At 70.4% G+C, this 21,547-nt stretch carries 19 protein-coding genes; 12 read left to right on the top strand and 7 right to left on the bottom strand.

Features of this window, described 5'->3' with window-relative positions; genetic code table 11:
- Positions 1-115: 115 nt before the first annotated feature.
- Positions 116-913: an enoyl-CoA hydratase-related protein gene (locus AB0K34_RS22425; RefSeq protein ID WP_364550594.1), complete on the bottom strand. Its 798-nt coding sequence runs from the start codon at positions 911-913 to the stop codon at positions 116-118.
- Between the two features lie 4 nt (positions 914-917).
- The gene (locus AB0K34_RS22430; RefSeq protein WP_138638066.1) at positions 918-1,820 is read right to left on the bottom strand and encodes an SDR family oxidoreductase; all 903 of its coding nucleotides are present in this window, start codon (positions 1,818-1,820) and stop codon (positions 918-920) included.
- Between the two features lie 212 nt (positions 1,821-2,032).
- Between AB0K34_RS22430 and AB0K34_RS22435 the strand changes: the two genes are divergently transcribed.
- Positions 2,033-3,100, top strand: a complete 1,068-nt coding sequence (locus AB0K34_RS22435) for a dihydrodipicolinate reductase (protein ID WP_301174109.1) — start codon at positions 2,033-2,035, stop codon at positions 3,098-3,100.
- A 48-nt stretch (positions 3,101-3,148) separates the two neighbouring features.
- On the opposite strand, the gene AB0K34_RS22440 is transcribed toward AB0K34_RS22435, so the two are convergent.
- On the bottom strand, positions 3,149-3,886 hold the full coding sequence (locus AB0K34_RS22440) for a DedA family protein (protein ID WP_364550596.1): 738 nt from the start codon (positions 3,884-3,886) through the stop codon (positions 3,149-3,151).
- Positions 3,887-4,034: 148 nt separating this feature from the next.
- On the opposite strand from AB0K34_RS22440, the gene AB0K34_RS22445 reads away from it, so the two are divergent.
- The 6 genes from AB0K34_RS22445 to AB0K34_RS22470 all read left to right on the top strand — a co-directional run bounded on the left by AB0K34_RS22445 (position 4,035) and on the right by AB0K34_RS22470 (position 11,628).
- The gene (locus AB0K34_RS22445) at positions 4,035-4,943 is read left to right on the top strand and encodes a glutathione S-transferase family protein (protein WP_364550598.1); all 909 of its coding nucleotides are present in this window, start codon (positions 4,035-4,037) and stop codon (positions 4,941-4,943) included.
- Between the two features lie 60 nt (positions 4,944-5,003).
- On the top strand, positions 5,004-5,675 hold the full coding sequence (locus tag AB0K34_RS22450; protein ID WP_089328104.1) for an AIM24 family protein: 672 nt from the start codon (positions 5,004-5,006) through the stop codon (positions 5,673-5,675).
- A 337-nt stretch (positions 5,676-6,012) separates the two neighbouring features.
- Positions 6,013-9,720, top strand: coding sequence for a multifunctional oxoglutarate decarboxylase/oxoglutarate dehydrogenase thiamine pyrophosphate-binding subunit/dihydrolipoyllysine-residue succinyltransferase subunit (locus tag AB0K34_RS22455; RefSeq protein ID WP_301174111.1), 3,708 nt, complete (start codon positions 6,013-6,015; stop codon positions 9,718-9,720).
- A 92-nt stretch (positions 9,721-9,812) separates the two neighbouring features.
- Positions 9,813-9,992 (top strand): DUF6104 family protein, encoded by a 180-nt coding sequence (locus AB0K34_RS22460; protein WP_138638061.1) that lies wholly within the window; start codon positions 9,813-9,815, stop codon positions 9,990-9,992.
- Between the two features lie 88 nt (positions 9,993-10,080).
- Positions 10,081-10,902 (top strand): DUF4097 family beta strand repeat-containing protein, encoded by an 822-nt coding sequence (locus AB0K34_RS22465; RefSeq protein ID WP_301174112.1) that lies wholly within the window; start codon positions 10,081-10,083, stop codon positions 10,900-10,902.
- Positions 10,903-10,905: 3 nt separating this feature from the next.
- Complete coding sequence (locus AB0K34_RS22470) at positions 10,906-11,628, top strand: PadR family transcriptional regulator (protein ID WP_138638059.1); 723 nt, start codon at positions 10,906-10,908, stop codon at positions 11,626-11,628.
- Between the two features lie 30 nt (positions 11,629-11,658).
- Here AB0K34_RS22470 and AB0K34_RS22475 read toward each other — a convergent pair whose 3' ends face one another.
- A complete protein-coding gene (locus AB0K34_RS22475; protein WP_364550601.1) occupies positions 11,659-12,627 on the bottom strand; it encodes a zinc-binding dehydrogenase in 969 nt (322 codons plus the stop codon).
- Between the two features lie 88 nt (positions 12,628-12,715).
- Between AB0K34_RS22475 and AB0K34_RS22480 the strand changes: the two genes are divergently transcribed.
- A complete protein-coding gene (locus AB0K34_RS22480; protein ID WP_301174114.1) occupies positions 12,716-13,333 on the top strand; it encodes a hypothetical protein in 618 nt (205 codons plus the stop codon).
- 14 nt (positions 13,334-13,347) lie between these two features.
- On the opposite strand, the gene AB0K34_RS22485 is transcribed toward AB0K34_RS22480, so the two are convergent.
- The 3 genes from AB0K34_RS22485 to AB0K34_RS22495 all read right to left on the bottom strand — a co-directional run bounded on the left by AB0K34_RS22485 (position 13,348) and on the right by AB0K34_RS22495 (position 16,002).
- Positions 13,348-14,100: an amino acid ABC transporter ATP-binding protein gene (locus AB0K34_RS22485; RefSeq protein ID WP_301174180.1), complete on the bottom strand. Its 753-nt coding sequence runs from the start codon at positions 14,098-14,100 to the stop codon at positions 13,348-13,350.
- A gap of 71 nt (positions 14,101-14,171) precedes the next feature.
- Positions 14,172-15,086: an amino acid ABC transporter permease gene (locus AB0K34_RS22490; RefSeq protein WP_301174115.1), complete on the bottom strand. Its 915-nt coding sequence runs from the start codon at positions 15,084-15,086 to the stop codon at positions 14,172-14,174.
- A gap of 4 nt (positions 15,087-15,090) precedes the next feature.
- Entirely contained in the window at positions 15,091-16,002 is a 912-nt protein-coding gene (locus tag AB0K34_RS22495) for an ABC transporter substrate-binding protein (RefSeq protein ID WP_364550604.1), read from the bottom strand.
- Between the two features lie 358 nt (positions 16,003-16,360).
- Between AB0K34_RS22495 and AB0K34_RS22500 the strand changes: the two genes are divergently transcribed.
- The 4 genes from AB0K34_RS22500 (at position 16,361) to AB0K34_RS22515 (ending at position 21,402) form a co-directional block, all read left to right on the top strand.
- Positions 16,361-17,551: an NADP-dependent malic enzyme gene (locus AB0K34_RS22500; RefSeq protein ID WP_364550606.1), complete on the top strand. Its 1,191-nt coding sequence runs from the start codon at positions 16,361-16,363 to the stop codon at positions 17,549-17,551.
- Between the two features lie 91 nt (positions 17,552-17,642).
- Positions 17,643-18,521 (top strand): methyltransferase domain-containing protein, encoded by an 879-nt coding sequence (locus AB0K34_RS22505; protein WP_364550608.1) that lies wholly within the window; start codon positions 17,643-17,645, stop codon positions 18,519-18,521.
- Between the two features lie 55 nt (positions 18,522-18,576).
- Positions 18,577-19,101 (top strand): GNAT family N-acetyltransferase, encoded by a 525-nt coding sequence (locus tag AB0K34_RS22510; RefSeq protein ID WP_364550610.1) that lies wholly within the window; start codon positions 18,577-18,579, stop codon positions 19,099-19,101.
- 939 nt (positions 19,102-20,040) lie between these two features.
- On the top strand, positions 20,041-21,402 hold the full coding sequence (locus AB0K34_RS22515; RefSeq protein WP_364550612.1) for a DUF222 domain-containing protein: 1,362 nt from the start codon (positions 20,041-20,043) through the stop codon (positions 21,400-21,402).
- The last annotated feature ends 145 nt before the right edge of the window (positions 21,403-21,547 follow it).

Here is a 21,547-nt window from a genome sequence, read left to right on the forward strand (position 1 = left end):
CCCACCATTTTACACTCTTACCCTCCACCCCGCTCTTCCGTTCTGTAAGCCCTCACCCCCCCACTCTCCGGCTGAGCCGTCCGGCCCGGCCCGGGGGCCGGGCCGGACGCGCCGGTCAGCGGTTCTTGAACTCGGGCGGGCGCTTCTGGAGCGTGGCCGTCATGCCCTCCGCGAGGTCCTCGCTGAAGAAGGCGAGCGTCTGGACGGCCGTCTCCGCCATGAGCTGGCGGCGCAGGCCGGGGGCGTCCAGGGACGCGTTGAGCAGTTCCTTCGTGCGGCGCAGGCCGTACGGGGACTTGGTGAGCAGTTCGTCGGCGAGCGCCTGCGCGGCCGCCTGATCCCCGCCCTCGGGCGTGATCTCGGTGATCAGGCCGAGCTCGTCGGCGCGGGTCACGTCCAAGCGCTGGGCGCGGTAGGACAGCTCCGCCGCCTTGGCCGGGCCGATCATCCGGGGCAGCAGCCAGGACAGGCCGCAGTCGCCGGCCGACAGGCCGAGGTCCGTGAACGGGATGACGAACCGGGTGGTCGGGTCGGCGACCCGCAGGTCGCTGGCGAGCGCCCAGGACACGCCCATGCCCGCGACCGGGCCGTGCAGCGCCGCGATCACCGGCTGCGGGATCTCCCGCAGCCGCGCGGTGACCTCGGCGCCGCGCGCGATGCCCCGGTAGAGCCGCTGGACGCGGCCCTCGGCGGCCTCACCGCCCGGGTCGCCGCCCTGGATGTCCATGCCCGAGCAGAACCCGCGGCCCTCGCCGGTGAGCACGACCACGTGGGTGGACGCGTCGCGGGCCAGCTCGTTGAGGGCGTCGAGCATCTCCTCGGTCAGGGCGCCGTCGACGGCGTTCAGGCGCTCCGGCCGGGACAGGGTGAGGGTGACCACCCCGTCCCGCCGGTCGAGCTTGATCCCGCCCAACGGCTCAGGAGGTGAGCTGCTGGATCAGGGGGCCCATCTGCTCGCCCACGTTCCTGTACACGGTCAGCGGCTCGTTCGCGCTGATCGCGGCCCAGTTGTCCCGGACGTCCTCCACCGACAGCGTGGTGTTCTGGCCGTAGCCGGGGCCCTCCGCGACGAAGATCTTCGCGATCCGGCCGCCGCCGACGGTGTAGACCTCGCCGGAGTCCTCGTTGGACTCGTGCACCAGCCACGCGACGAGCGGCGTCACCTGGTCGACGCCGAGCTTGCCGGCGAAGTCGGCGGGCAGCAGGTCCTCGGTCATCCGGGTCCACGCGACCGGGGCGATCGCGTTGGCCTTGATGTTGTACTTCGCGCCCTCCTGGGCGAGGGTCTTGGTGAACCCGACCAGGCCCATCTTGGCGGTGGAGTAGTTGGCCTGGCCGAAGTTGCCGAACAGGCCCGCCGGGGACGAGGTGTTCACGATCCGGCCGTAGCCCTGCTCGCGCAGGTGCGACCAGGCGGCGCTGGACACCAGGAACGAGCCGCGCAGGTGGACGGCGATGACCGCGTCGAACTCCTCGACGGACATGTTCTTGAACGACTTGTCGCGCAGGATGCCGGCGTTGTTGACGACGATGTCGACCTTGCCGAACGCGTCCAGCGCGCTCTGGATCACGGCCTGCGCGCCCTCGGGGGTCGCGACGTTGTCGGGGTTCGCGACGGCCTCGCCGCCGTTCTTCTTGATCTCGTCCACGACCTCCTGGGCGGGGCCCGCGGAGGCGCCCACCCCGGACCGGTCGCCGCCGAGGTCGTTGACGACGACCTTGGCGCCGCGCGCGGCGAGCTCCAGGGCGTGCTGGCGGCCGAGGCCGTGGCCGGCCCCGGTCACGACCGCGACCCGGCCGTCGTAGCGCAGTTCCGACATTCGCATCTCCCTCACATCGAGACCTGGCCACCAGACAACCATCCGGGGCCACCGAGTGGTACCACTAAACCGAATCTCGCTCGGCCGCGCCGCACCGGGGTCCTCCCCGCGTACGATGAGCCGAGAGGGAAGTTGCGCTGAATGCCGCAATTCGCCGGAGTCTCCGCGTAGTCTCCAGCGAAGCCGCGAGGAGCAACGGAGGTCCCGTCCCGATGATCGCCGCCGCCGCGCCGGGCACCGGCCGCCGCCCCTACCGCGTCGTGCAATGGGCGACGGGCGCCATCGGACGCAGCGCCATCAGGGGCGTCCTCGACCGCGACGACATGGAGCTCGCCGGCGTCTGGGTGCACAGCCCCGCCAAGGACGGCGCCGACGCCGGGGCCCTCGCCGGGCGCGCCCCCGTCGGGATCGCCGCGACCCGCGACCTCGCCGACATCCTCGCGCTCGACGCCGACTGCGTGATCTACGCCCCGAGCCCCGTGCACGACCGGTTCACCGAGCTCGGCACGATCTGCGCGCTGCTGGCGTCCGGCAAGAACCTGATCTCCCTCAGCGGCCTGGTCTACCCCCGCGCCCACGGCCCGCAGTTCGCCGGCGAGCTGGAGCAGGCGTGCAAGCGCGGCGGGACGTCCGTGCACGGCAGCGGCGTCAGCGGCGGCTTCATGGCCGACGTCATGCCGCTCGTGCTGTCGCGGCTGTCGCGGCGCATCACCCACGTCTACGCCCGCGAGTGCTCCGACTTCGCCCGGCACCCGTCCTGGCGGATGGTCCACGAGATGCTCGGCTTCGGCAAGACCGAGGAGGAGTACCGGCGCGCGCTGCGCCCGAACCGGGCCGCGATGCGCGCGCAGTTCGCCGAGAGCCTGCACCTCGTCGCGGCCGGGCTCGGCGTCGACCTCGACGAGATCGACGTGGACGTCGACTACCGGCTCGCCGGCACCGACCTCGCCACCGCCGCCGGGCCGATCCCGCACGGCACCGTCGCCGCGGCCCGCTGGACGTTCAGCGGCCTCGCCGGCGGCCGCCCCGTGATCACCGTCGAGGTGGTGCACAAGGCCGACGCCGCCCGGATGTCGGACGAGTGGGGCCGCCCCGGCTACTCGCTGCGCGTGGACGGCCGCCCCGCGCTGACGCTCGCGGTCGACCAGGACTGGGCGTCCGACGTGATCTCCGCCGCGTCCGCGCACGCGCTGAACTCCGTCCCGGCCGTGTGCGCCGCCGAGCCCGGGATCCGCACCTACCTCGACCTGCCGATGATCAGCGGCCGGATGCACATCTGAGCCCTGTCTGACCCCTACAAATTTCCGAGCCCTGCGGACTTCCGAGCCCTACGGAAGCGTCCGCGCGGGCTCGGACTCCGCCGCGTCGGACTCCACGGGTCCTGCCTCCGCCGCCTCGGACTCCGCCGCCTCGGACTCCGCCGCCTCGGACTCCGCCGCCTCGGCCTCGGCCTCCTCGCGCGCCTCCTTGCGGCGCTTGCGGACGCTCCACACCGCCAGCCCCACGACGGCCGCCACCGCGAGCCCGATCGCGAGGCCCCGGCCCGCCAGCTTCGCCGCGTGCTCGAACGCCGCGCCCGCGAAGTAGCCGCCGAGCGTGAACGTCACCACCCAGGTCACGCCGCCGATGACGTTGAACAGCAGGAACTTCGGATACGGCAGCCGCGAGCTGCCCGCCAGCGCCGGCATCAGCGCCCGCAGCAGCGCGGTGAACCGCCCGATGAACACCGCGAACGCGCCCCGGCGGCGGATCAGCTCCTGCGCGCCGTGGACCTTCGCCCGGTGTTTTCGCATGACCTTGACGTCCAGCAGCCGCGGCCCGTACCGGCGGCCGATCTCGTAGCCGACCGAGTCGCCCGCGACCGCCGCGACCACCGCGATGGCGAGCAGCACCGGCAGCGACAGCACGTCCTGGCTCGCGAGCACCCCGCCGACGACGATCGCGGTCTCGCCGGGGAACACGAACCCGACGAACAGCGCCGCCTCGGCGAACACCAGCGCCGCGATGATCAAATAGATCGTCGCGGGCGGCAGCCCGTCCACCAGGGCGTTGAAGTGTTCGAGCATGGACCCCCGCCATCTCGTCTGCGCCTGGACAGGTCGCGGCCGTTTCGCTTCGGCCACCGACGGTTATGGTAGCCGCGGGGACCCGTCCCCGAACCGGCCGCGAGGACGAGGATCCGGACCGGCCCATCGGCTGTGCGGAGGAGGCGCCGTGAGCGTGCAGGAGGTCGAGGGAGGCCGGTTCGTCCGGCAGGCCAACCGGTTCATCGACCGGATCACCGCGGACGGCTCGTCCGGATACCCCGCCGAGCCCGGCCGGTACCGGCTGTTCGTCTCCTACGCGTGCCCGTGGGCGCAGCGCACCCTGATCGTCCGGCGCCTGCTCGGCCTGGAGGACGCGATCAGCGTCGCCGTCGTCGACCCCATCCGGGACGAGCGCGGCTGGCGGTTCCCCGACCGCGACCCCGTCACCGGCGCGGTGTTCCTCTCCGAGCTGTACCTGGCCCGCGACCCGTCGTTCCAGGGCCGCTACACCGTCCCCTGCGTCTGGGACACCGAGACCGGGCGCCTGGTCACCAACGACTTCCCGAACATCACCACCACGTTCGAGACCGAGTTCACCGCCCTGCACCGCCCCGGCGCGCCGGACCTGTACCCCGAGGCGCTCCGCCCGCGGATCGACGAGCTGAACGACCTCGTCTACAGGACGGTCAACAACGGCGTCTACAAGGCGGGCTTCGCCACCTCCCAGGACGCCTACGAGGAGGCGTTCGACGCCCTCTTCGCCACCCTCGACCAGCTCGAAGAGCGCCTCTCCACGAGCCGCTACCTGTTCGGCGACGACGTGACCGAGGCCGACGTCCGCCTGTACCCGACCCTGGCCCGGTTCGACGCCGTCTACCACGGCCACTTCAAGTGCAACCTGCGCCGCATCGCCGACTACCCGAACCTGTGGGGCTACGCGCGCGACCTGTACTCGATCCCCGCGTTCGGCGAGACGACGAACTTCGACCACATCAAGCGCCACTACTACGTGACGCAGCGCAACATCAACCCGTCCGGCGTCGTCCCCAAGGGCCCGGCCATCGACTGGACCGCTCCCCACGACCGGAACCGCTGACCCCATCACCTCGTTATGCTGGCGGATCTCCACCAATCCGCACGAAAGGCATGCCCGACCATGCGCAGCCAGTTCTTCGGCAACCTCGACCAGGGCCAGCAGCTTCCCGGCCACTTCGCCCTCCAGAACTCCAAGATGCTCCGGGTCCACCTGAACGGGGACGTCCTGGCCCGGCAGGGCTCCATGGTCGCCTTCCAGGGCCAGATGGAGTTCGACTATGAGGGCGCCGGCGGCATCGGCAAGTTCATGAAGAAGGCCCTGACCGGCGAGGGCGTCCCGCTGATGCGCGTCAAGGGCCAGGGCCTGCTGTTCGTCGCGAACGACGCCGACGACATCCACCTGTTCTACCTGGAGAACGAGGGCATCACCGTCAACGGCAAGAACATCCTCGCCTACGACTCGCACCTGCAGTCCGACATCCAGCGCGTCCAGGGCGCGGGCATCGCCGCGGGCGGCCTGTTCAACACCACCCTCCAGGGCACCGGCTGGGTGGCTCTGACCACGCACGGCACGCCCGTCATGCTCGACTGCGGCCGCGCCCCCACGTTCGCCGACGGCCAGTCCGCGGTCGCGTGGAGCACCAGCCTCCAGGTGGGCGTCAACCGCACCTTCAAGGCGGGCGCCCTCATCGGCCGGGGCAGCGGCGAGGCGATGCAGCTCGCCTACCAGGGCCAGGGCTTCGTCCTGATCCAGGCCAGCGAGGGCCCCACGGTGGCCCCCCACACCCACTGAGCAAGCCAAAACCTGAGCAAGCCGAAACCAACAACCAGCAGCCTCAGAGCCACCCCAGCCACCCCAGCACCACGAGCAGACCGCAAGAAGATCGTCCGTAAGCCGAGGCCGCAGCGACCAGAGCGTTGCGATCGCGTGCGAAGCCAGGTTCAAGCGAAGCGAGAACCTGATCGCGCAGCGAGCCGCCAGGCGAGCCGGAGCGATGCAGCGATCGCCGCAGTGCCCGTGGAAGGAAGGCGCCCCAGGCGCCGACCGCCGAGGGCAATGCAATAAACACGGTAGCCTGGGGTGCGTCTCAGAACTCACCTGCGAGCTGCGGAAGAGGGCGATCTCCGCCGTGTCGACAGAGTCGTCGCAAACAAGTGCCGACCCAAGGATCACAGATTTCGGCGCCAACGAGTGGCTGGTCGACGAGCTGTACCAGAAGTACCTCGAAGACCCGAACTCCGTTGACGAAGCCTGGTGGAACTTCTTCGCGGACTACCAGCCGGACAGCCGGCCGTCGTCCGCGACCCCCGCGTCCCCCCAGGCGCCGACCGAGAGCGCGGCCCGCGCGGCCGTGAACGGCACCGCGGCCGCTCCGCCGACACCGCAGCGCCCGGTGGCTCCGCCGACGGCTCCCGCGAAGCCGGCGCCGAAGGCGGCGGAGAAGCCCGCGCCCCCGCCGGTGCCGGCGGGCGCGGAGGAGGTCCGGCTGCGCGGTGTCGCGGCCCGGACGGCCACCAACATGGAGGCCAGCCTCGGCGTGCCGACGGCGACGAGCGTGCGGGCCGTCCCGGCGAAGCTGCTGATCGACAACCGCATCGTCATCAACAACCACCTGAAGCGCGGGCGCGGCGGCAAGGTCTCGTTCACGCACCTGATCGGGTACGCGATCGTCAAGGCGCTCGCGGCGATGCCGGAGATGAACGCCGCGTTCACCGAGGTGGACGGCAAGCCGGTGCTCGTCCGGCCGGAGCACGTGAACTTCGGGCTGGCGATCGACCTGCAGAAGGGCGACGGCTCCCGGCAGCTCGTGGTGCCGAGCATCAAGGCCGCCGAGACGCTGGACTTCCGCCAGTTCTGGGCCGCCTACGAGGAGATCGTCCGCAAGGCCCGCGGCGGCAAGCTCACCCTGGAGGACTTCCAGGGCACCACGATCAGCCTGACGAACCCGGGCACGATCGGCACCGTCCACTCGGTGCCGCGGCTGATGCCCGGCCAGGGCACGATCATCGGCGTGGGCGCGATGGAGTACCCGGCGGAGTTCGCGGGCGCGTCCGGCGAGACGCTGTCGCGCATGGGGATCAGCAAGGTCATGACGCTGACCTCCACCTACGACCACCGGATCATCCAGGGCGCGCAGTCCGGCGACTTCCTGCGCCGGATCCACGAGCTGCTGCTCGGCGAGGACGGCTTCTACGACGAGATCTTCGAGGCGCTGCGCATCCCGTACGAGCCGGTGCGCTGGGTCAAGGACATCTCCGCCACCCACGAGGACGACGTCGCCAAGGTCGCCCGCGTGCACGAGCTGATCCACGCCTACCGGGTCCGCGGCCACCTGATGGCCGACACCGACCCGCTGGAGTACAAGCAGCGCCGGCACCCCGACCTCGACATCCTCAAGCACGGCCTCACCCTGTGGGACCTGGAGCGCGAGTTCGCGACGGGCGGGTTCGGCGGCAAGCCGACGATGAAGCTGCGCGACATCCTCGGCGTGCTGCGGATGGCGTACTGCCGGACGGTCGGCATCGAGTACATGCACATCCAGGACCCGGAGGAGCGCGCCTGGATCCAGGAGCGCGTGGAGGTCCCGCACGACAAGCCGTCGCGCGAGGAGCAGCTGCACGTGCTGCGCCGGCTGAACAGCGCCGAGGCGTTCGAGACGTTCCTGCAGACGAAGTTCGTCGGGCAGAAGCGCTTCTCGCTGGAGGGCGGCGAGTCGGTCATACCGCTGCTGGACTCGGTGATCTCGGCGGCGGCGAAGGACAACCTGGACGAGGTCGTCATCGGCATGGCGCACCGCGGCCGGCTGAACGTCCTCGCGAACATCGTCGGCAAGTCCTACGGGCAGATCTTCGGCGAGTTCGAGGGCAACCTCGACCCGCGCAGCGCGCAGGGCTCCGGCGACGTGAAGTACCACCTCGGCGCGTCCGGCGACTTCACGGCCAGCGACGGCTCCAAGATCCACTGCGAGCTGGTCGCGAACCCGTCGCACCTGGAGACGGTCGACCCGGTGCTGGAGGGCGTCGTCCGCGCCAAGCAGGACGTGCTGGACGTCGGCGAGGCCGGCTTCACCGTGCTGCCGGTGCTGATCCACGGCGACGCCGCGTTCGCCGGGCAGGGCGTGGTGGCCGAGACGCTGAACCTGTCGCAGCTGCGCGGCTACCGCACCGGCGGCACCGTGCACGTCATCATCAACAACCAGGTCGGCTTCACCACCGCGCCGGAGTACTCGCGCTCCAGCGTCTACGCGACGGACGTCGCGCGGATGATCCAGGCGCCGATCTTCCACGTCAACGGGGACGACCCGGAGGCGTGCGCGCGGGTGGCGCGGCTGGCGTTCGAGTACCGGCAGACGTTCAAGAAGGACGTCGTCATCGACATGGTCTGCTACCGGCGGCGCGGCCACAACGAGGGCGAGAACCCCTCGTTCACGCAGCCGCTGATGTACGACCTGATCGACGCGAAGCGCTCGGTGCGCAAGCTCTACACCGAGGCGCTGATCGGCCGCGGCGACATCACGGTGGAGGAGGCCGAGCAGGCGCTCCGCGACTACCAGGAGCAGCTGGAGCGGGCCTTCACCGAGACCCGCGAGGCGGCGAAGAAGCCCCTGGAGCCGGGTTCGGTCGTGAAGCCGGACGTCGAGGAGCGCATCCCGATAGACCACGGCAAGGCCGGGACGGCGATCCCGCAGGAGACCGTCAAGCGGATCATCGAGACGCAGGTCAGCCTGCCGGAGGGCTTCACCCCGCACCCGCGGCTCCAGCCGATCCTGCAGCGCCGCGCACAGATGATCGAGGACGACGCGATCGATTGGGCGACCGGCGAGCTGCTGGCGATGGGCTCGCTGCTGATCGACGGCCGCCCGGTGCGGCTCGTCGGCCAGGACACCCGGCGCGGCACGTTCGGCCAGCGGCACGCGGTGCTCGTCGACCGCAGGACCGGCGAGGAGTACACGCCGCTCAAGCAGTTCGGGCAGGGCGTGTCGAAGTTCTACGTGCACGACTCGCTGCTCAGCGAGTACGCGGCGATGGGCTTCGAGTACGGCTACTCGATGACCCGCCCGGACGCGCTGGTCTGCTGGGAGGCCCAGTTCGGCGACTTCGCCAACGGCGCCCAGTCGGTGGTGGACGAGTACATCTCCTCCGGTGAGCAGAAGTGGGGCCAGCACTCGGGCGTCGTGCTGCTGCTGCCGCACGGCTACGAGGGCCAGGGGCCCGACCACTCGTCCGCGCGGATCGAGCGGTACCTGCAGCTGTGCGCGCAGGACAACATGACCGTGGTGTACCCGACCACGCCGGCGAACTACTTCCACCTGCTGCGCTGGCAGGTGCTGTCGGGCCGGAACAAGCCGCTGATCGTGTTCACGCCGAAGTCGCTGCTGCGGCTGAAGGCGGCGACCTCGCCGGTCGAGGAGATCACCGGCGGCGCGTTCCAGCCGGTGATCCCGGAGAGCGACCCGGCGATCGACCCGGCGGGCGTGCGGCGGGTGCTGCTCACCACCGGCAAGATCTACTACGACGTGGTGAAGGCCCGGCAGTCGGCGGGCGCGAACGACACCGCGGTCGTGCGGGTCGAGCGGCTGTACCCGCCGCCGGTCGACGAGATCAAGGCGGAGCTGGCCAAGTACCCGGCGGACGCCGAGGTCGTGTGGGTGCAGGACGAGCCCGCGAACATGGGCGCCTGGCCGTTCATGGCGCTGAAGCTGCCGCACCACATCGAGGGGCTGAGGATGTCGCGGGTGTCGCGCCCGGCGTCCTCGTCCCCGGCCGTGGGGTCGGCGAAGCTGCACCAGGCCGAGCAGGAGGCGCTCCTGGCGCGGCTGTTCGGCGAGCAGAAGTAGGCGGAGGGACGCAGACCCGAGGGCTCCGGTGCACCGCGCCGGAGCCCTCGGCGTCCCGATGGCGGAACGCGCAGAAAGAAGACCACCTGCCCATGTACTTCACCGATCGCGGCATCGAGGAGCTGACGGACCGGCGCGGCGCGGAGGAGGTCAGCCTGACGTGGCTGGCCGAGCGGCTCCGCGAGTTCGTCGATCTGAACCCGGAGTTCGAGACCCCGGTGGACCGCCTCGCCACCTGGCTCGCCCGGCTGGACGACGATGACGACGACTGACTGTCGCGCAATACGCGATATGTCTTGACTTTTCCGTGACGCGACATATCGTGTTCACTGACGGTGGAGCCGGACGAAGGGCATCGCGATGTCGCGCTGGACGATCGAGGAACCGACCACCCTGGACTTCGACGGCGTGGTCGCGCTGCGCATCACGCTGATCGCGGGCAGCGTCTCGGTGCTCGCCTCCGACGAGCGCCCGTCCATCATGGTCGGCGACGTCGAGGGCCCGCCGCTGGTGGTCACGCATGAGGCCGGGATGCTGACCGTCACCCACGAGAAGCTGTGGGAGGGCGTGCTGACCTGGCTGCGCACCCACAAGGCGCGCGCCGCGATCACGGTGACCGTCCCGCACGACTGCCCGGTCTCGCTGAACCTCGTGTCGGCGGACGCCGTGGTGACCGGCATGACGACCCGCACGTCCATCAAGAGCGCCTCCGGCGACGTGACGCTGGACGGGGTGGCCGGCGCGATCGACGCCAACACCGTGTCCGGCGCGATCGAGGCGCAGGGCCTGGACGGGACGGTCTCCTTCACCTCCGTCTCCGGCGACCTGGCCCTCGCCGGCGCCACCGTCGACCGGCTCGGCGCCCGCACGGTCAGCGGCCGCATCGCCGCCGACCTCGCCCTCGGCGCCGACAGCGCGGTCGACGTGAACACGGTGTCCGGCGAGGTGGCGCTGCGCGTCCCCGAGTCCGCCGGCGCGCAGGTCACGCTCAGCTCCGCCGCCGGGCGGATCGAGACGTCGTTCCCCGAACTCGGCCAGCAGGACCGCACGATCGCGCAGAGCGTGACCGGCAAGCTCGGCGACGGCGCCGGCCGGCTCACGGTCAACACCGTGTCCGGCGCCGTCACCCTGCTCGGCCGCGACGACCCGGAGATCACCACCGGCCCCCGAATGGAGAAGTGAGACGTGAGCCCCGTTTTCGGCCACGGCAGGCTGCGGCTGTACCTGCTGAAGCTGCTGGAGGAGAGCCCGCGGCACGGCTACGAGGTGATCCGGCTGCTGCAGGACCGCTTCCTCGGGGTCTACTCGCCCTCCCCCGGCACGATCTACCCGCGGCTGGCCCGGCTGGAGTCCGAGGGCCTGGTCACCCACGAGGTCGTCAAGGGCAAGAAGGTGTACTCGCTGACCGACAAGGGCCGCGAGGAGCTGGAGCGCCGGATGGACGAGCTGGCCGAGCTGGAGGAGGAGATCTCCGCCTCGGCGCAGGAGTTCGCCCGCGGCGTGCAGGAGGACGTCCGGCAGACCGTCCGGACGCTGCGCGAGGAGCTGACGCAGGCCGCGCGGACGATGCGCGACCAGGGCAAGACCACGTCCAAGGAGGCGTGGAAGGAGACCACCGAGCGGCAGAAGGACGAGTGGCGCCGCCAGAAGGAGTACTGGCGCGAGCAGAAGCAGGCGTGGAAGGAGGAGTGGCGGCAGAACTGGGACGACGCCTGGAAGACGGCGACCGGCACCCGCGAGGACGTCGCCCGCCTCAAGCTGGAGCGCCTGCTCCGCACGTTCGTCGAGGACGTCCGCAAGTCGGCGCAGAAGGCCCGGCTGGACGACGACGGGCTCGCCGCCGCGCAGGCCGTCCTGGACGAGGCGCGCGAGCGGCTGCGGAACGAGGTGTTCCGCAAGAAGCCGTGACCGGGGCGGGCCCCGGCCACGGCTCCCGCCTCACGGCGTGAAGACGATCTTGCCGAAGAGGTCGCCCTCCGCCATCGCGGCGAACCCCTCGCGGGCCCGGCTCAGCGGCAGCGTCCGGTCGATCAGCGGCTTCGTGCCGGTCTTGACCAGGAACCGGGCGAGCCGCTCCAGCTGGGCCCGCGTCCCCATGGTGGAGCCGACCACCGACAGCTGCAGGAAGAACACCCGGTTCAGCTCCGCCGGCGGCACCTGGCCGCTGGTGGCGCCGGACACCACGATCCGGCCGCCGGGGCGCAGCGACTTCAGCGAGTGCGACCAGGTCGCCTGCCCGACGGTCTCGATGACGGCGTCGACCCGCTCGGGCAGCCGCGCGCCGGACTCGAACGCGGCGTCCGCGCCGAGTTCCTCGGCCCGCTTGCGCTTGGCCTCGCTGCGGCTCGTCGCGTAGACCCGGAACCCGGCGGCCGACGCCAGCGCGATCGCGGCCGTCGCCACGCCGCCGCCCGCGCCCTGCACGAGCACCGACGCCCCGGGCTGCAGCTCCGCCTTGTCGAACAGCATCCGGTAGGCGGTGAGCCAGGCCGTCGGCAGGCAGGCCGCCTCCGCGAACGACAGCTCGGCGGGCTTCGGCACGAGGTTGCGGCGCGGCACCGCGACCTTCTCCGCGAGCGTCCCCGGGTGCACCTCCGACAGCAGCGACCGCTTCGGGTCGAGGGTCTCGTCGCCGCCGCCCCGGTCCGGGTCGCCGATCACCGAGTGGACGATGACCTCGTTGCCGTCCTCGTCCACCCCGGCGGCGTCGCAGCCGAGGATCATCGGGAGCTTGTCGGCGGGCAGGCCGACGCCCTTCAGCGACCACAGGTCGTGGTGGTTGAGCGCGGCGGCCTTCACCGTGACGGTCGTCCAGCCGTCCGGTGCCTCGGGATCGGGCCGCTCCCCCAGCGTCAGCCCGTTCAGCGGATTGTCTGCGTCGATCTGCGTGGCCGTGACAGCGAACATGAACCGACACTAACCGTGCCGGCGTCCGGCGCCACCGGCGGGGGCCCACCCCTTCCGGCGGGGCGGGATACTCCACGACAATTCGTCCATGCGCATGCGGGTGTTACTCCTCACGAGCCTGGTGCTCACGTCGGCCTGCACTGGGCAGGCCGACGGCGGCGCCCGTCCCACCGCGGCGGCCTCGGACCGTCCCGCCACCACCGCGCCCGGCACCCCCGCCGCGCCCGGCACTCCCGCCACCGCCGCGCCGGGCAGCCCCGCCAACCCGCGGATCATGAACTGCGCGAACCGCAACGCCTGGTTCCCCGAGGAGCGCTCCGGTCCCGTCAAGGCAGGCCCGGACGACCTGGTCGTGGAGCCGCTGCTCATCCCGGGCCTGCGCGGCTGGGCGGACGCCGACCCCGTCCGCTACGGGAACCAGGGCCGGTACAAGGTGGGCGTCGTGGTGCGCGCGGGGAAGACGGCCACGCTGTCGATCCCGGCCGAGTACCGGGAGGCGGCCGGCCTGCTCTACAGCGATGCCGCGCGCGACGCGCGCACCCCGGCGGAGGCCGACCACGCGATCACGTTCAGCGCGTGCGCCGGCCACGACACGCCGTTCCCCGGCATGCTGTTCGTGCCCCGGCGGCAGCGCGTCCCGCTGATCGTCCAGCCCGCGGGGAAGCAGCCGACCCGCGAAGTGGTGTCGTTCTTCGCGGGCCGCTGAACCGGCCGTGACCGCTACAGGACCTTGGAGAGGAAGTCCCGGGTGCGCTGGTGCTGCGGGTTCGCCAGGACGTCGCGGGGCGTGCCCTCCTCGACGACGACACCGCCGTCCATGAAGACCAGGGAGTCGCCGACCTCGCGGGCGAACCCCATCTCGTGGGTGACCACGACCATCGTCATGCCGTCGAGCGCGAGCTGCTTCATCGTCTCCAGCACCTCGCCGACGAGCTCGGGGTCCAGCGCGGACGTCGGCTCGTCGAACAGCATCAGCGCCGGCTCCATGGCCAGCGCCCGCGCGATCGCCACCCGCTGCTGCTGCCCGCCGGACAGCTGCGAGGGGTAGTTCTGCGCCTTGTCGGCGAGCCCGACGCGCTCCAGCAGTTCGAGGGCCTGCCGCCTGACCTGCTCCTTCGGAAGCTTCTTGACCCACATCGGCGCGCCCATGACGTTGTCCAGCGCCGTCTTGTGGGGAAAGAGGTTGAACCGCTGGAACACCATGCCGATCTCGCGGCGCTGCGCGGCCACCTCCCGGTCGCGCAGCTCGTAGAGCTTGCCGCCGGACTCCCGGTAGCCGACCAGGTGGCCGTTCACCCACAACCGCCCGGCGTTGATCTTCTCCAGGTGGTTGATGCAGCGCAGGAACGTCGACTTCCCGGACCCGGACGGCCCGACGACGCACATCACCTCGCCCTGCCGCACCTCCAGGTCGATGCCCTTCAGCACCTCCAGGCGGCCGAAGGACTTGTGCACGCTCTCGGCCTTGACCATCAGGCCGCCGCTCTCGGGCGCCCGTGCGGGCTCCTTGGAGAGGGAGTTGCTCACGGTGTCCTTCCCTCCGCTCACTGGCCGCCGCCTCCGCCCCGGAAGCGGAGCCGGGGCTCGCGGGACGTCGTCCCCCTGCCGACCCCGCGGCTGAAGTGGCGCTCCAGGTAGTGCTGGCCCACCATCATCAGCGAGGACAGCAGCAGGTACCACAGGCACGCCATCACCAGCATCGGAATGATCTTGTAGGTGCTGGCGTAGATGGTCTGCGCGGTGAACGTCAGCTCGGAGAACGGGATCGCCGCGACCAGCGAGGTGTTCTTCATCATGGAGAGCGCCTCGTTGCCGGTCGGCGGGATGATGACCCGCATCGCCTGCGGCAGCACGATCCGCCCCATGGTCTGCATGCGGGACATGCCGAGCGCGCTCGCGGCCTCCTGCTGGCCCTCGTCCACCGACAGGATCCCGGCCCGGATGATCTCCGCCATGTAGGCGGCCTCGTTGAGGATGAGCCCGAGCCCCGCCGCGATCATGGCGGTGACGAGCGACTGCGTCTGCCAGGTGTGGAACTCCGGCCCGAACGGGATGCCGATCCCGACGGTGGGGAACAGCGAGCCGATCGCGCCCCAGACGAGCAGCTGCGTGTACAGCGGCGTCCCGCGGAAGAACCAGAGGTAGAACCACGACGAGCCGCGCAGCAGCGGATTGGGCGACAGCCGCATCAGCGCGAGGACGGTGCCGAGCAGCACTCCGCCGAGCATCGCGGCGAGGGTGAGCAGGATCGTGTTGCGGACGCCCTTGAGCACCGCCATGGAGAGGATGTACTTCCGCTGCTCCGCCCAGTCCAGCGCGTCGCTGGTGAACAGGAAGTGGACGAACATCGCGATCAGCACCAGCACGACCGCCGCGGCGGCCCAGCGGCCGGGATGACGGACGGGGACGGCCCGGATCGCCTCGGGCCGTCCCTTCTCGACGTCGGTGTCGACCGTCATTCGATCAGCTCTGCGCTGCGTTGATCGCAGGCTCGGTGATCGCGCCGCTCTCCACGCCGTTATCGGTGAGGATCTTCTTGTAGGTGCCGTCGGCGATGAGCGCCTTCAGCGCGGCCTGCACGGCCTCCTTGAACTGGCCGGAGTTCTTGCCGAAGGTGTAGCCGTAGGGCGCGGTGTCGTAGACCTGGCCGATGATCTCCAGCTTGCCGGTCTTCTTGGCCGCGCCGCCGACGATCGGCGAGTCCGCCGCCATCGCGTCGATCTTGCCGGCGACCAGGTCGTTGTTGACCTCGGTCTGCTGCTTGCGGACGACCTGCTTGATGGCCGGCTTGCCCGCGTCGGTGCACTTCTTGCTGCGCGCCGTGAGGTCGTCGACCTGCACCGTGCCCTGCTGGACGCCGATGCTCTTGCCGCAGGCGTCGTCGGGGTTGACGCTCTTGGGGTTGCCCTTGAGCGCCGCCCAGGCCGTCCCCGCCGAGTAGTACGTGACGAAGTCGACGGCCTGCTCGCGCTCCTTGGTGTCGGTGAAGGAGGAGACGCCCGCCTCGTACTTGCCGGACTGGACGCCGGGGATGATCGTGTCGAAGCCCGCGTTGTGGTACTCGGTCTTCAGGCCGAGCTTGGCCGCGACGGCGTCGAACAGCTGGATGTCCCAGCCGACGATCTTCTGCGACGCGGGGTCGACCGACTCGTTGGGCGGGTAGGACGCGTCGGTGCCGATGGAGATCTTGCCGTCGCTCTTGATCGCGTCCGGGACCATGGCCGCGAGCTTGCTGTCCGCGCTCGTGTTCGCGGCGGCGCCACCGCCCGAGTCGCCGGAGTCGTCACTGTCGCCGCATGCGGACAGGGCGAGCGCGCCGCCCAGCACGAGCGCGCTCGCCGCGACAAGGCGACGGCGCAGAGAACCGGTGGTCACTGGTCCCCCTTCAGATCGTTGCGTCGGATCCGTGTAGATCCGAAGGTCAGGTGCACAGTTTGGCGCACAACCTCCCTGATCTGGATAAAGGGTCCGAAACAATCACGCAACGAGGTAGTGCTGCAAAGGCGCGCCTACCTCTACATCACCCACCGTGTGCTATCGGACGGCTACATGTGGCGACCGTCACGTGACGGTCAACACCCACCCCGGCCACCGGGCGGCCCGGACCCCGTGTGGCACAATCGGACAACGGGTGACCCCCGTACGTCGCGAGATGACCACCCTGGTGAGGCCACCAAACACCACCACCGCGGCGGCATCGCAAGAAAGCCAACTTTCACTGACAGGGGTCGCTGTGGCTGCTGAGCCCATTCACACCGAACCGCCCTCGCTGGAGGACGATCCGGCGTTTCCGCTGCACCGCGGCGGGAAGCTGGAGATGCGGTCGACCATCCCGGTCCGCAACAAGGACGACCTATCGCTGGCCTACACCCCGGGCGTCGCCCGGGTGTGCACCGCCATCGCCGACAACCCCGACCTGGCCTACGACTACACCTGGACGTCCAGGGTCGTCGCCGTCGTCACCGACGGCACCGCCGTGCTCGGCCTCGGCGACATCGGTCCCGCCGCGTCCATGCCGGTCATGGAGGGCAAGTCCCTGCTGTTCAAGGAGTTCGCCGACGTCGACTCGGTGCCGATCGCGCTGAGCTGCACCGACGTGGACGAGATCGTCGACACGGTGACCCGGATGGCACCGAGCTTCGGCGGCATCAACCTGGAGGACATCAGCGCCCCCCGCTGCTTCGAGATCGAGGACCGGCTCCGCGCCGCCCTCGACATCCCGGTCTTCCACGACGACCAGCACGGCACCGCGATCGTCGCGCTCGCCGCGCTGAAGAACGCGGCCCGCTTCGTCGGCAAGCCGCTGTCGGAGCTGCGCGCGGTCGTCGCCGGCGCCGGCGCGTCCGGTATCGCCGTCTCCAAGATGCTGATCGAGGGCGGCATCGGCGACATAGCGCTGTCCGACAGCAAGGGCCTCATCCACGAGGGCCGCGACGGCCTGAACCCGGTCAAGGAGCGCATCGCCGCGATCACGAACCGGTCGCACCTGAAGGGCTCCACCGAGGAGGCGCTGCGCGGCGCCGATGTGTTCATCGGCCTGTCCGGCAGCACCGTCCACGAGTCCTGCGTCGCCACGATGTCGGAGAACGCGATCGTCTTCGCGCTCTCCAACCCGACCCCCGAGGTCCACCCGGAGGTCGCCCGCCGGCACGCCAAGGTCGTCGCGACCGGCCGCAGCGACTACCCGAACCAGATCAACAACGTGCTGGCGTTCCCGGGCATCTTCCGCGGCGCGCTGGACGTCCGCGCCCACACCATCACCGAGGGCATGAAGCTGGCCGCGGCGAACGCCATGGCCGACATCGTCGGCGACGATCTGACCGCCGACTACATCATCCCGAACCCCTTCGACGACCGGGTCGCCCCGGCCGTCACCGCCGCGGTCGCCGACCAGGCCCGCCGCGAGGGCGTCAACCGAATCTGACCCGCCGCCGGCCCGTGCCCCCCAAGGAGCACGGGCCGCCGGGCCGTCAGAGCGCCCGCCGAGGCTCCTCATCGAGAAGGCCCCGTCCGCCATGAACGCGCGGGCCCGCCTCCAGTCCTCCAGCGGAATCTCGCTGTGCTCACGCTCGTACTCCGCCACCAGCTCTCGGGCCGGCAACTGGGACGCAAGAGGGGGTGAAGTGTCCGCCCTTGACCGGTTCGGGGCAGGCGTGAACAGGGCCGACTTCATTCCCGAGCGGATCTGGATACGACCGGAAGGAGAGCGGCTACGGCCGCCCGACCGTGCTGACGATCCGGAATTGTGGGCGGAGCACGTCGCCGCTGAGGAGTCGGTGGTCACTCAGGTCAGCCAGGACGCGAACGGCATGCTCTGGCCGACCTCCTCGTCCTCGGCCCTCCACACCATGCGGCAGATGATCGACGCGGCAGAGCTGGTGCCAGACCTGAACGTGCTGGAGATCGGCACCGGCACCGGCTACAACGCGGCGGTCATGGCCGACCTCGGCGTCCGCGTCACCACGGTGGAGATCGACCCGGAAGTGGCCGCCGCAGCATCGGCCGCCCTGGAGCGGACGGGGTTCGCCGACCGGGTCACCGTCGTCAACCGCGACGGCGAGCAGGGCGCACCCGAGCGAGCGCCCTTCGACCGCGTGATCGTGACGGCGGCGGCACGCACGATCCCGTACACGTGGGTCGAGCAGACTCGCGACGGCGGCCGTCTCGTGGTCCCCTGCTCGGGCCCCGAATGCGCGGGGGCGCTCCTCGTGCTGGACATCGCGGGAGGGACGGCGACCGGACACGCGGTAGGCGACGCCTTCTTCATGCCGCTGCGGGGTCAGAAGCAGCCGCAATCGGTCCTCCGAGCAGAGCGCGCACCCGACGCACTTCGCAGACTCCGCATCACCGTCACCCGGACCGGTCATGACGTCTCCTTGACTCCCACCGCGTGAGGGGCACGGGCCCGCTCGCGTCCTTACTCGAACGGCGCGTGGCAGTCTGCAGGTCATGAAGCTGAGAACCCCGCGGCTGTTGCTACGCGAGTTCCGCGCCGATGACCACGCGGCCGTTCACGCCTTCGCCGGCGACGCCGAGGTGACTCGCTACACCGACTGGGGTCCCAACAGAACGCAGGACACCACCGCGTTCCTGACCGAGGTCGTCCAGGACGCCGGTGACCTCCCCCGCCACCGGTTCGGGCTCGCCGTGGTCGAGCAGGAGCAGGGCACTCTCATCGGATCGATCGAACTCCAGGTCACCAGCACGTCCCACGGGCGCGCAGAGCTGGGTTACGTCCTGCACCGCCAGTGGTGGGGACGCGGGTATGCAGGCGAAGCCGCCGCCGCTCTGCTCCGCTTCGGCTTCGACGACCTGGGCCTGCACAAGGTCTCCGCCACCTGCGACCCCCGGAACAAAGCGTCGACCCGCGTCCTGACCAAGATCGGCATGCGGCGCGAGGGCCATCTCCGCGACCACCTGCACCTGCGAGGCCGGTGGCACGATCGCTTGCTCTTTGCGGCCCTGTCCCAATAGCCACCGACCGCTGGGCCGTTGGCGACCGACCCCGGAACGCGAGATTCCGGGACCTGCTCGCACTCCTCACTGCCCTGGCGACAGCCAAACCAGTCCTGCGGCCGTCCGCCGTGACGCGCTCTCTGGGGTGAGCCACCGCCCGACCCCCCGCCCGCTCAGCGGCACAGTGGCGGCGGATCCGTCCGGCAAGGCGATCCCGTAGGCCAGGATCTCCTCCACGACCGCCTCGTCCTCAAAGAGTTCTGCGCCTGGAATCTGCTGTAGGCATCGGGCGTGTGTGTTGTGGGTGGCCAGGTTGTCGCAGAGCGGCTGCGGCGTCGGGCGGGGTCTGTTGCGGCATGAGGGTGGCCGCTTCCGGGGCCTTGTCCGGCGGGATCGAGGGTGGGCGTCCGGGCCGGGGCTCGTCGGCCGGTCCTGCCGGGCCGTGCTCGGTGAACCTCTTGCGTCACGTGGCCGCCGCCCGCACCCCACGCTCCAACTGCGCCCGCTCGGCCGCGGTCACCGAAAAAGGCACCTTCGATCGTCCCGCCCCCCGCCACCGGCCAGCACAGATTCACACCACGGATATCAAACGCAGAACACTAGCGGGCGTTCTGTTTCTGGTCCCAGTTGCGGCGGTTTTTACCGGAATAGTGTGGTTGCTGCAGGTGCCCGGTTGCGGCGGCCTCTGCGGGTGGGTGTGGACGTTGCGGTCGTGCTGGGCTGAAGTCACTTCGGCTGGGCTCAGTGGCGTGGGTGTAGTGGTTCGGCTGCAGGTCGGTGCGTGGCCGCTGCCCCTGGGCCCGGGGTCTTCGACCCCGAAGGACTGCGGCTGGTGATCGGACCGTTTACGGCGCCCGGATGGGCGAAATATTCCCCGATTGGGCTCGGCTGTAAAGACGACAAGATTCTTTATTGAAATCGGGGCGATCTTGCGTGACTGTTCGATAACATTGAGACATGTGTTCGAGCCGGATCGACACCGCGTCGATGTCCACCGCAGAGCTGGTGGACGCGGCGGCCTCGATCGCGGCCGAACTCGCCCGCCGCGAGGCGCCCGCCTCGGCGGGCGACTGCCTCACCCAGGCCGAGACCCTCGCCCGCGCCACCGACCAGCACGAAAGCGCACTGGCCGCTCTGATCGCCCGCGTCGATGCCTCCGGGGAGATGCGCCGGTGGGGACTGCCTTCCACCCTGGCGTGGCTGCGCACCCGGCTGGGCATGCGCGAAGCCCGCGCCAAGGAACGTCTGCACCTGGCCCGCCAGCGCCACCGCCTCCCCGAGGTCACCCGCCGCCTGATCGACGGGGAACTGTCCTACGGATACGCCAGCACCATCAGCGCCGCCGTCGCACGCCTGGACGACACCGATTGCGCCGACGCCGAACACATCCTCCTCGACCTGGCCGGGCAGGGCTTCTCCGCGGGCAAGGTCGCCGCGTTCGGCAACAAGATCACCGACCTCATCGCCGAACGCGACGGACGCGAGCAAGCCCCCGAGGACGTCGCGCGCGGATACGAGCGGTCCTGGATCGACTCGACCCGGTCGTTGGACGGCGGCCGCTACATCAAAGGCTGGCTCAACGCCGAAGACGCAGCCATCTGGGACGGCACCCTCGGGCCGCTGGCCAAACCCGCCGGAACCGACGACCACCGCGACCTGTCCGAACGCACGGCGGCCGCACTCACCACGGTGTTGTCAGGTGGGCACAAGGCCACCAAGGTGACCGTCATCTGCGACCTGGACACCCTCACCGGCGGCACCACCCCGGCACGGCTCACCGACGGCACCCCGATCCCGGCAGAGCAGGCCCGGCGCATCGCCCTGAACGCCGGAGTCTCACCCCTGATCCTGGGACACGGCAACACCCCGCTCTATCTAGGGCATCGGGTCCGGTTCGCCACAGCCCCGCAACGCCAGGTCCTGGAAGCCCTGTATCCCACCTGCGCGGTGCAGGGATGCGAAGTGCCCGGGACGCTGTGCGAAGTCGACCACGTCCACAGCTGGGCCCTCGGCCACAGCCCCACCAACACCGACCAACTCACCCTCACCTGCGGCTGGCACAACCGCTTCAAGCACACCAACCCACACCAGATCGCCATCACCCAAGACCACACCGGACGCTACGCCTACCGCGTCCTACCACCCGACGACACACCCACCACCCCTACGCCCGCCCCCTACAGACCACCCGCCACCAATCTCTGGACCACCACCACACACCAAGCCCGAGCCCGCCCCCGCCACACCCGCCGCGCACTCCACAAAGCCGCTGCCAAACGCCACGCCCCTAACACCAGCAGCCACAACCGGAGGGAGTGACCACTTTTCGGCACCTAGTGTTCTGTGTTTGATTCCGTGGTGTGAAGTGGTGTGAATCTGTGCTGGGCCGGTGGCGGGGGCGGGACGACCGAAGGTGCCTTCTTCGGTGACCGCGGCCGAGCGGGCGGAGTTGGAGCGCGGGACG

Source organism: Actinomadura sp. NPDC049382 (assembly GCF_040677125.1).
Taxonomy (GTDB): domain Bacteria; phylum Actinomycetota; class Actinomycetes; order Streptosporangiales; family Streptosporangiaceae; genus Spirillospora; species Spirillospora geliboluensis.

Excerpts from the sequence above, each read along its gene's own strand:
- AB0K34_RS22430 (WP_138638066.1), bottom strand. The coding sequence starts at position 1,820 with ATGTCGGAACTGCGCTACGACGGCCGGGTCGCGGTCGTGACCGGGGCC.
- AB0K34_RS22435 (WP_301174109.1), top strand. The coding sequence starts at position 2,033 with ATGATCGCCGCCGCCGCGCCGGGCACCGGCCGCCGCCCCTACCGCGTC.
- AB0K34_RS22440 (WP_364550596.1), bottom strand. The coding sequence starts at position 3,886 with ATGCTCGAACACTTCAACGCCCTGGTGGACGGGCTGCCGCCCGCGACG.
- AB0K34_RS22450 (WP_089328104.1), top strand. The coding sequence starts at position 5,004 with ATGCGCAGCCAGTTCTTCGGCAACCTCGACCAGGGCCAGCAGCTTCCC.
- AB0K34_RS22460 (WP_138638061.1), top strand. The coding sequence starts at position 9,813 with ATGTACTTCACCGATCGCGGCATCGAGGAGCTGACGGACCGGCGCGGC.
- AB0K34_RS22465 (WP_301174112.1), top strand. The coding sequence starts at position 10,081 with ATGTCGCGCTGGACGATCGAGGAACCGACCACCCTGGACTTCGACGGC.
- AB0K34_RS22475 (WP_364550601.1), bottom strand. The coding sequence starts at position 12,627 with ATGTTCGCTGTCACGGCCACGCAGATCGACGCAGACAATCCGCTGAAC.
- AB0K34_RS22480 (WP_301174114.1), top strand. The coding sequence starts at position 12,716 with ATGCGCATGCGGGTGTTACTCCTCACGAGCCTGGTGCTCACGTCGGCC.
- AB0K34_RS22485 (WP_301174180.1), bottom strand. The coding sequence starts at position 14,100 with ATGGTCAAGGCCGAGAGCGTGCACAAGTCCTTCGGCCGCCTGGAGGTG.
- AB0K34_RS22490 (WP_301174115.1), bottom strand. The coding sequence starts at position 15,086 with ATGACGGTCGACACCGACGTCGAGAAGGGACGGCCCGAGGCGATCCGG.
- AB0K34_RS22505 (WP_364550608.1), top strand. The coding sequence starts at position 17,643 with ATGAACGCGCGGGCCCGCCTCCAGTCCTCCAGCGGAATCTCGCTGTGC.
- AB0K34_RS22510 (WP_364550610.1), top strand. The coding sequence starts at position 18,577 with ATGAAGCTGAGAACCCCGCGGCTGTTGCTACGCGAGTTCCGCGCCGAT.
- AB0K34_RS22515 (WP_364550612.1), top strand. The coding sequence starts at position 20,041 with ATGTGTTCGAGCCGGATCGACACCGCGTCGATGTCCACCGCAGAGCTG.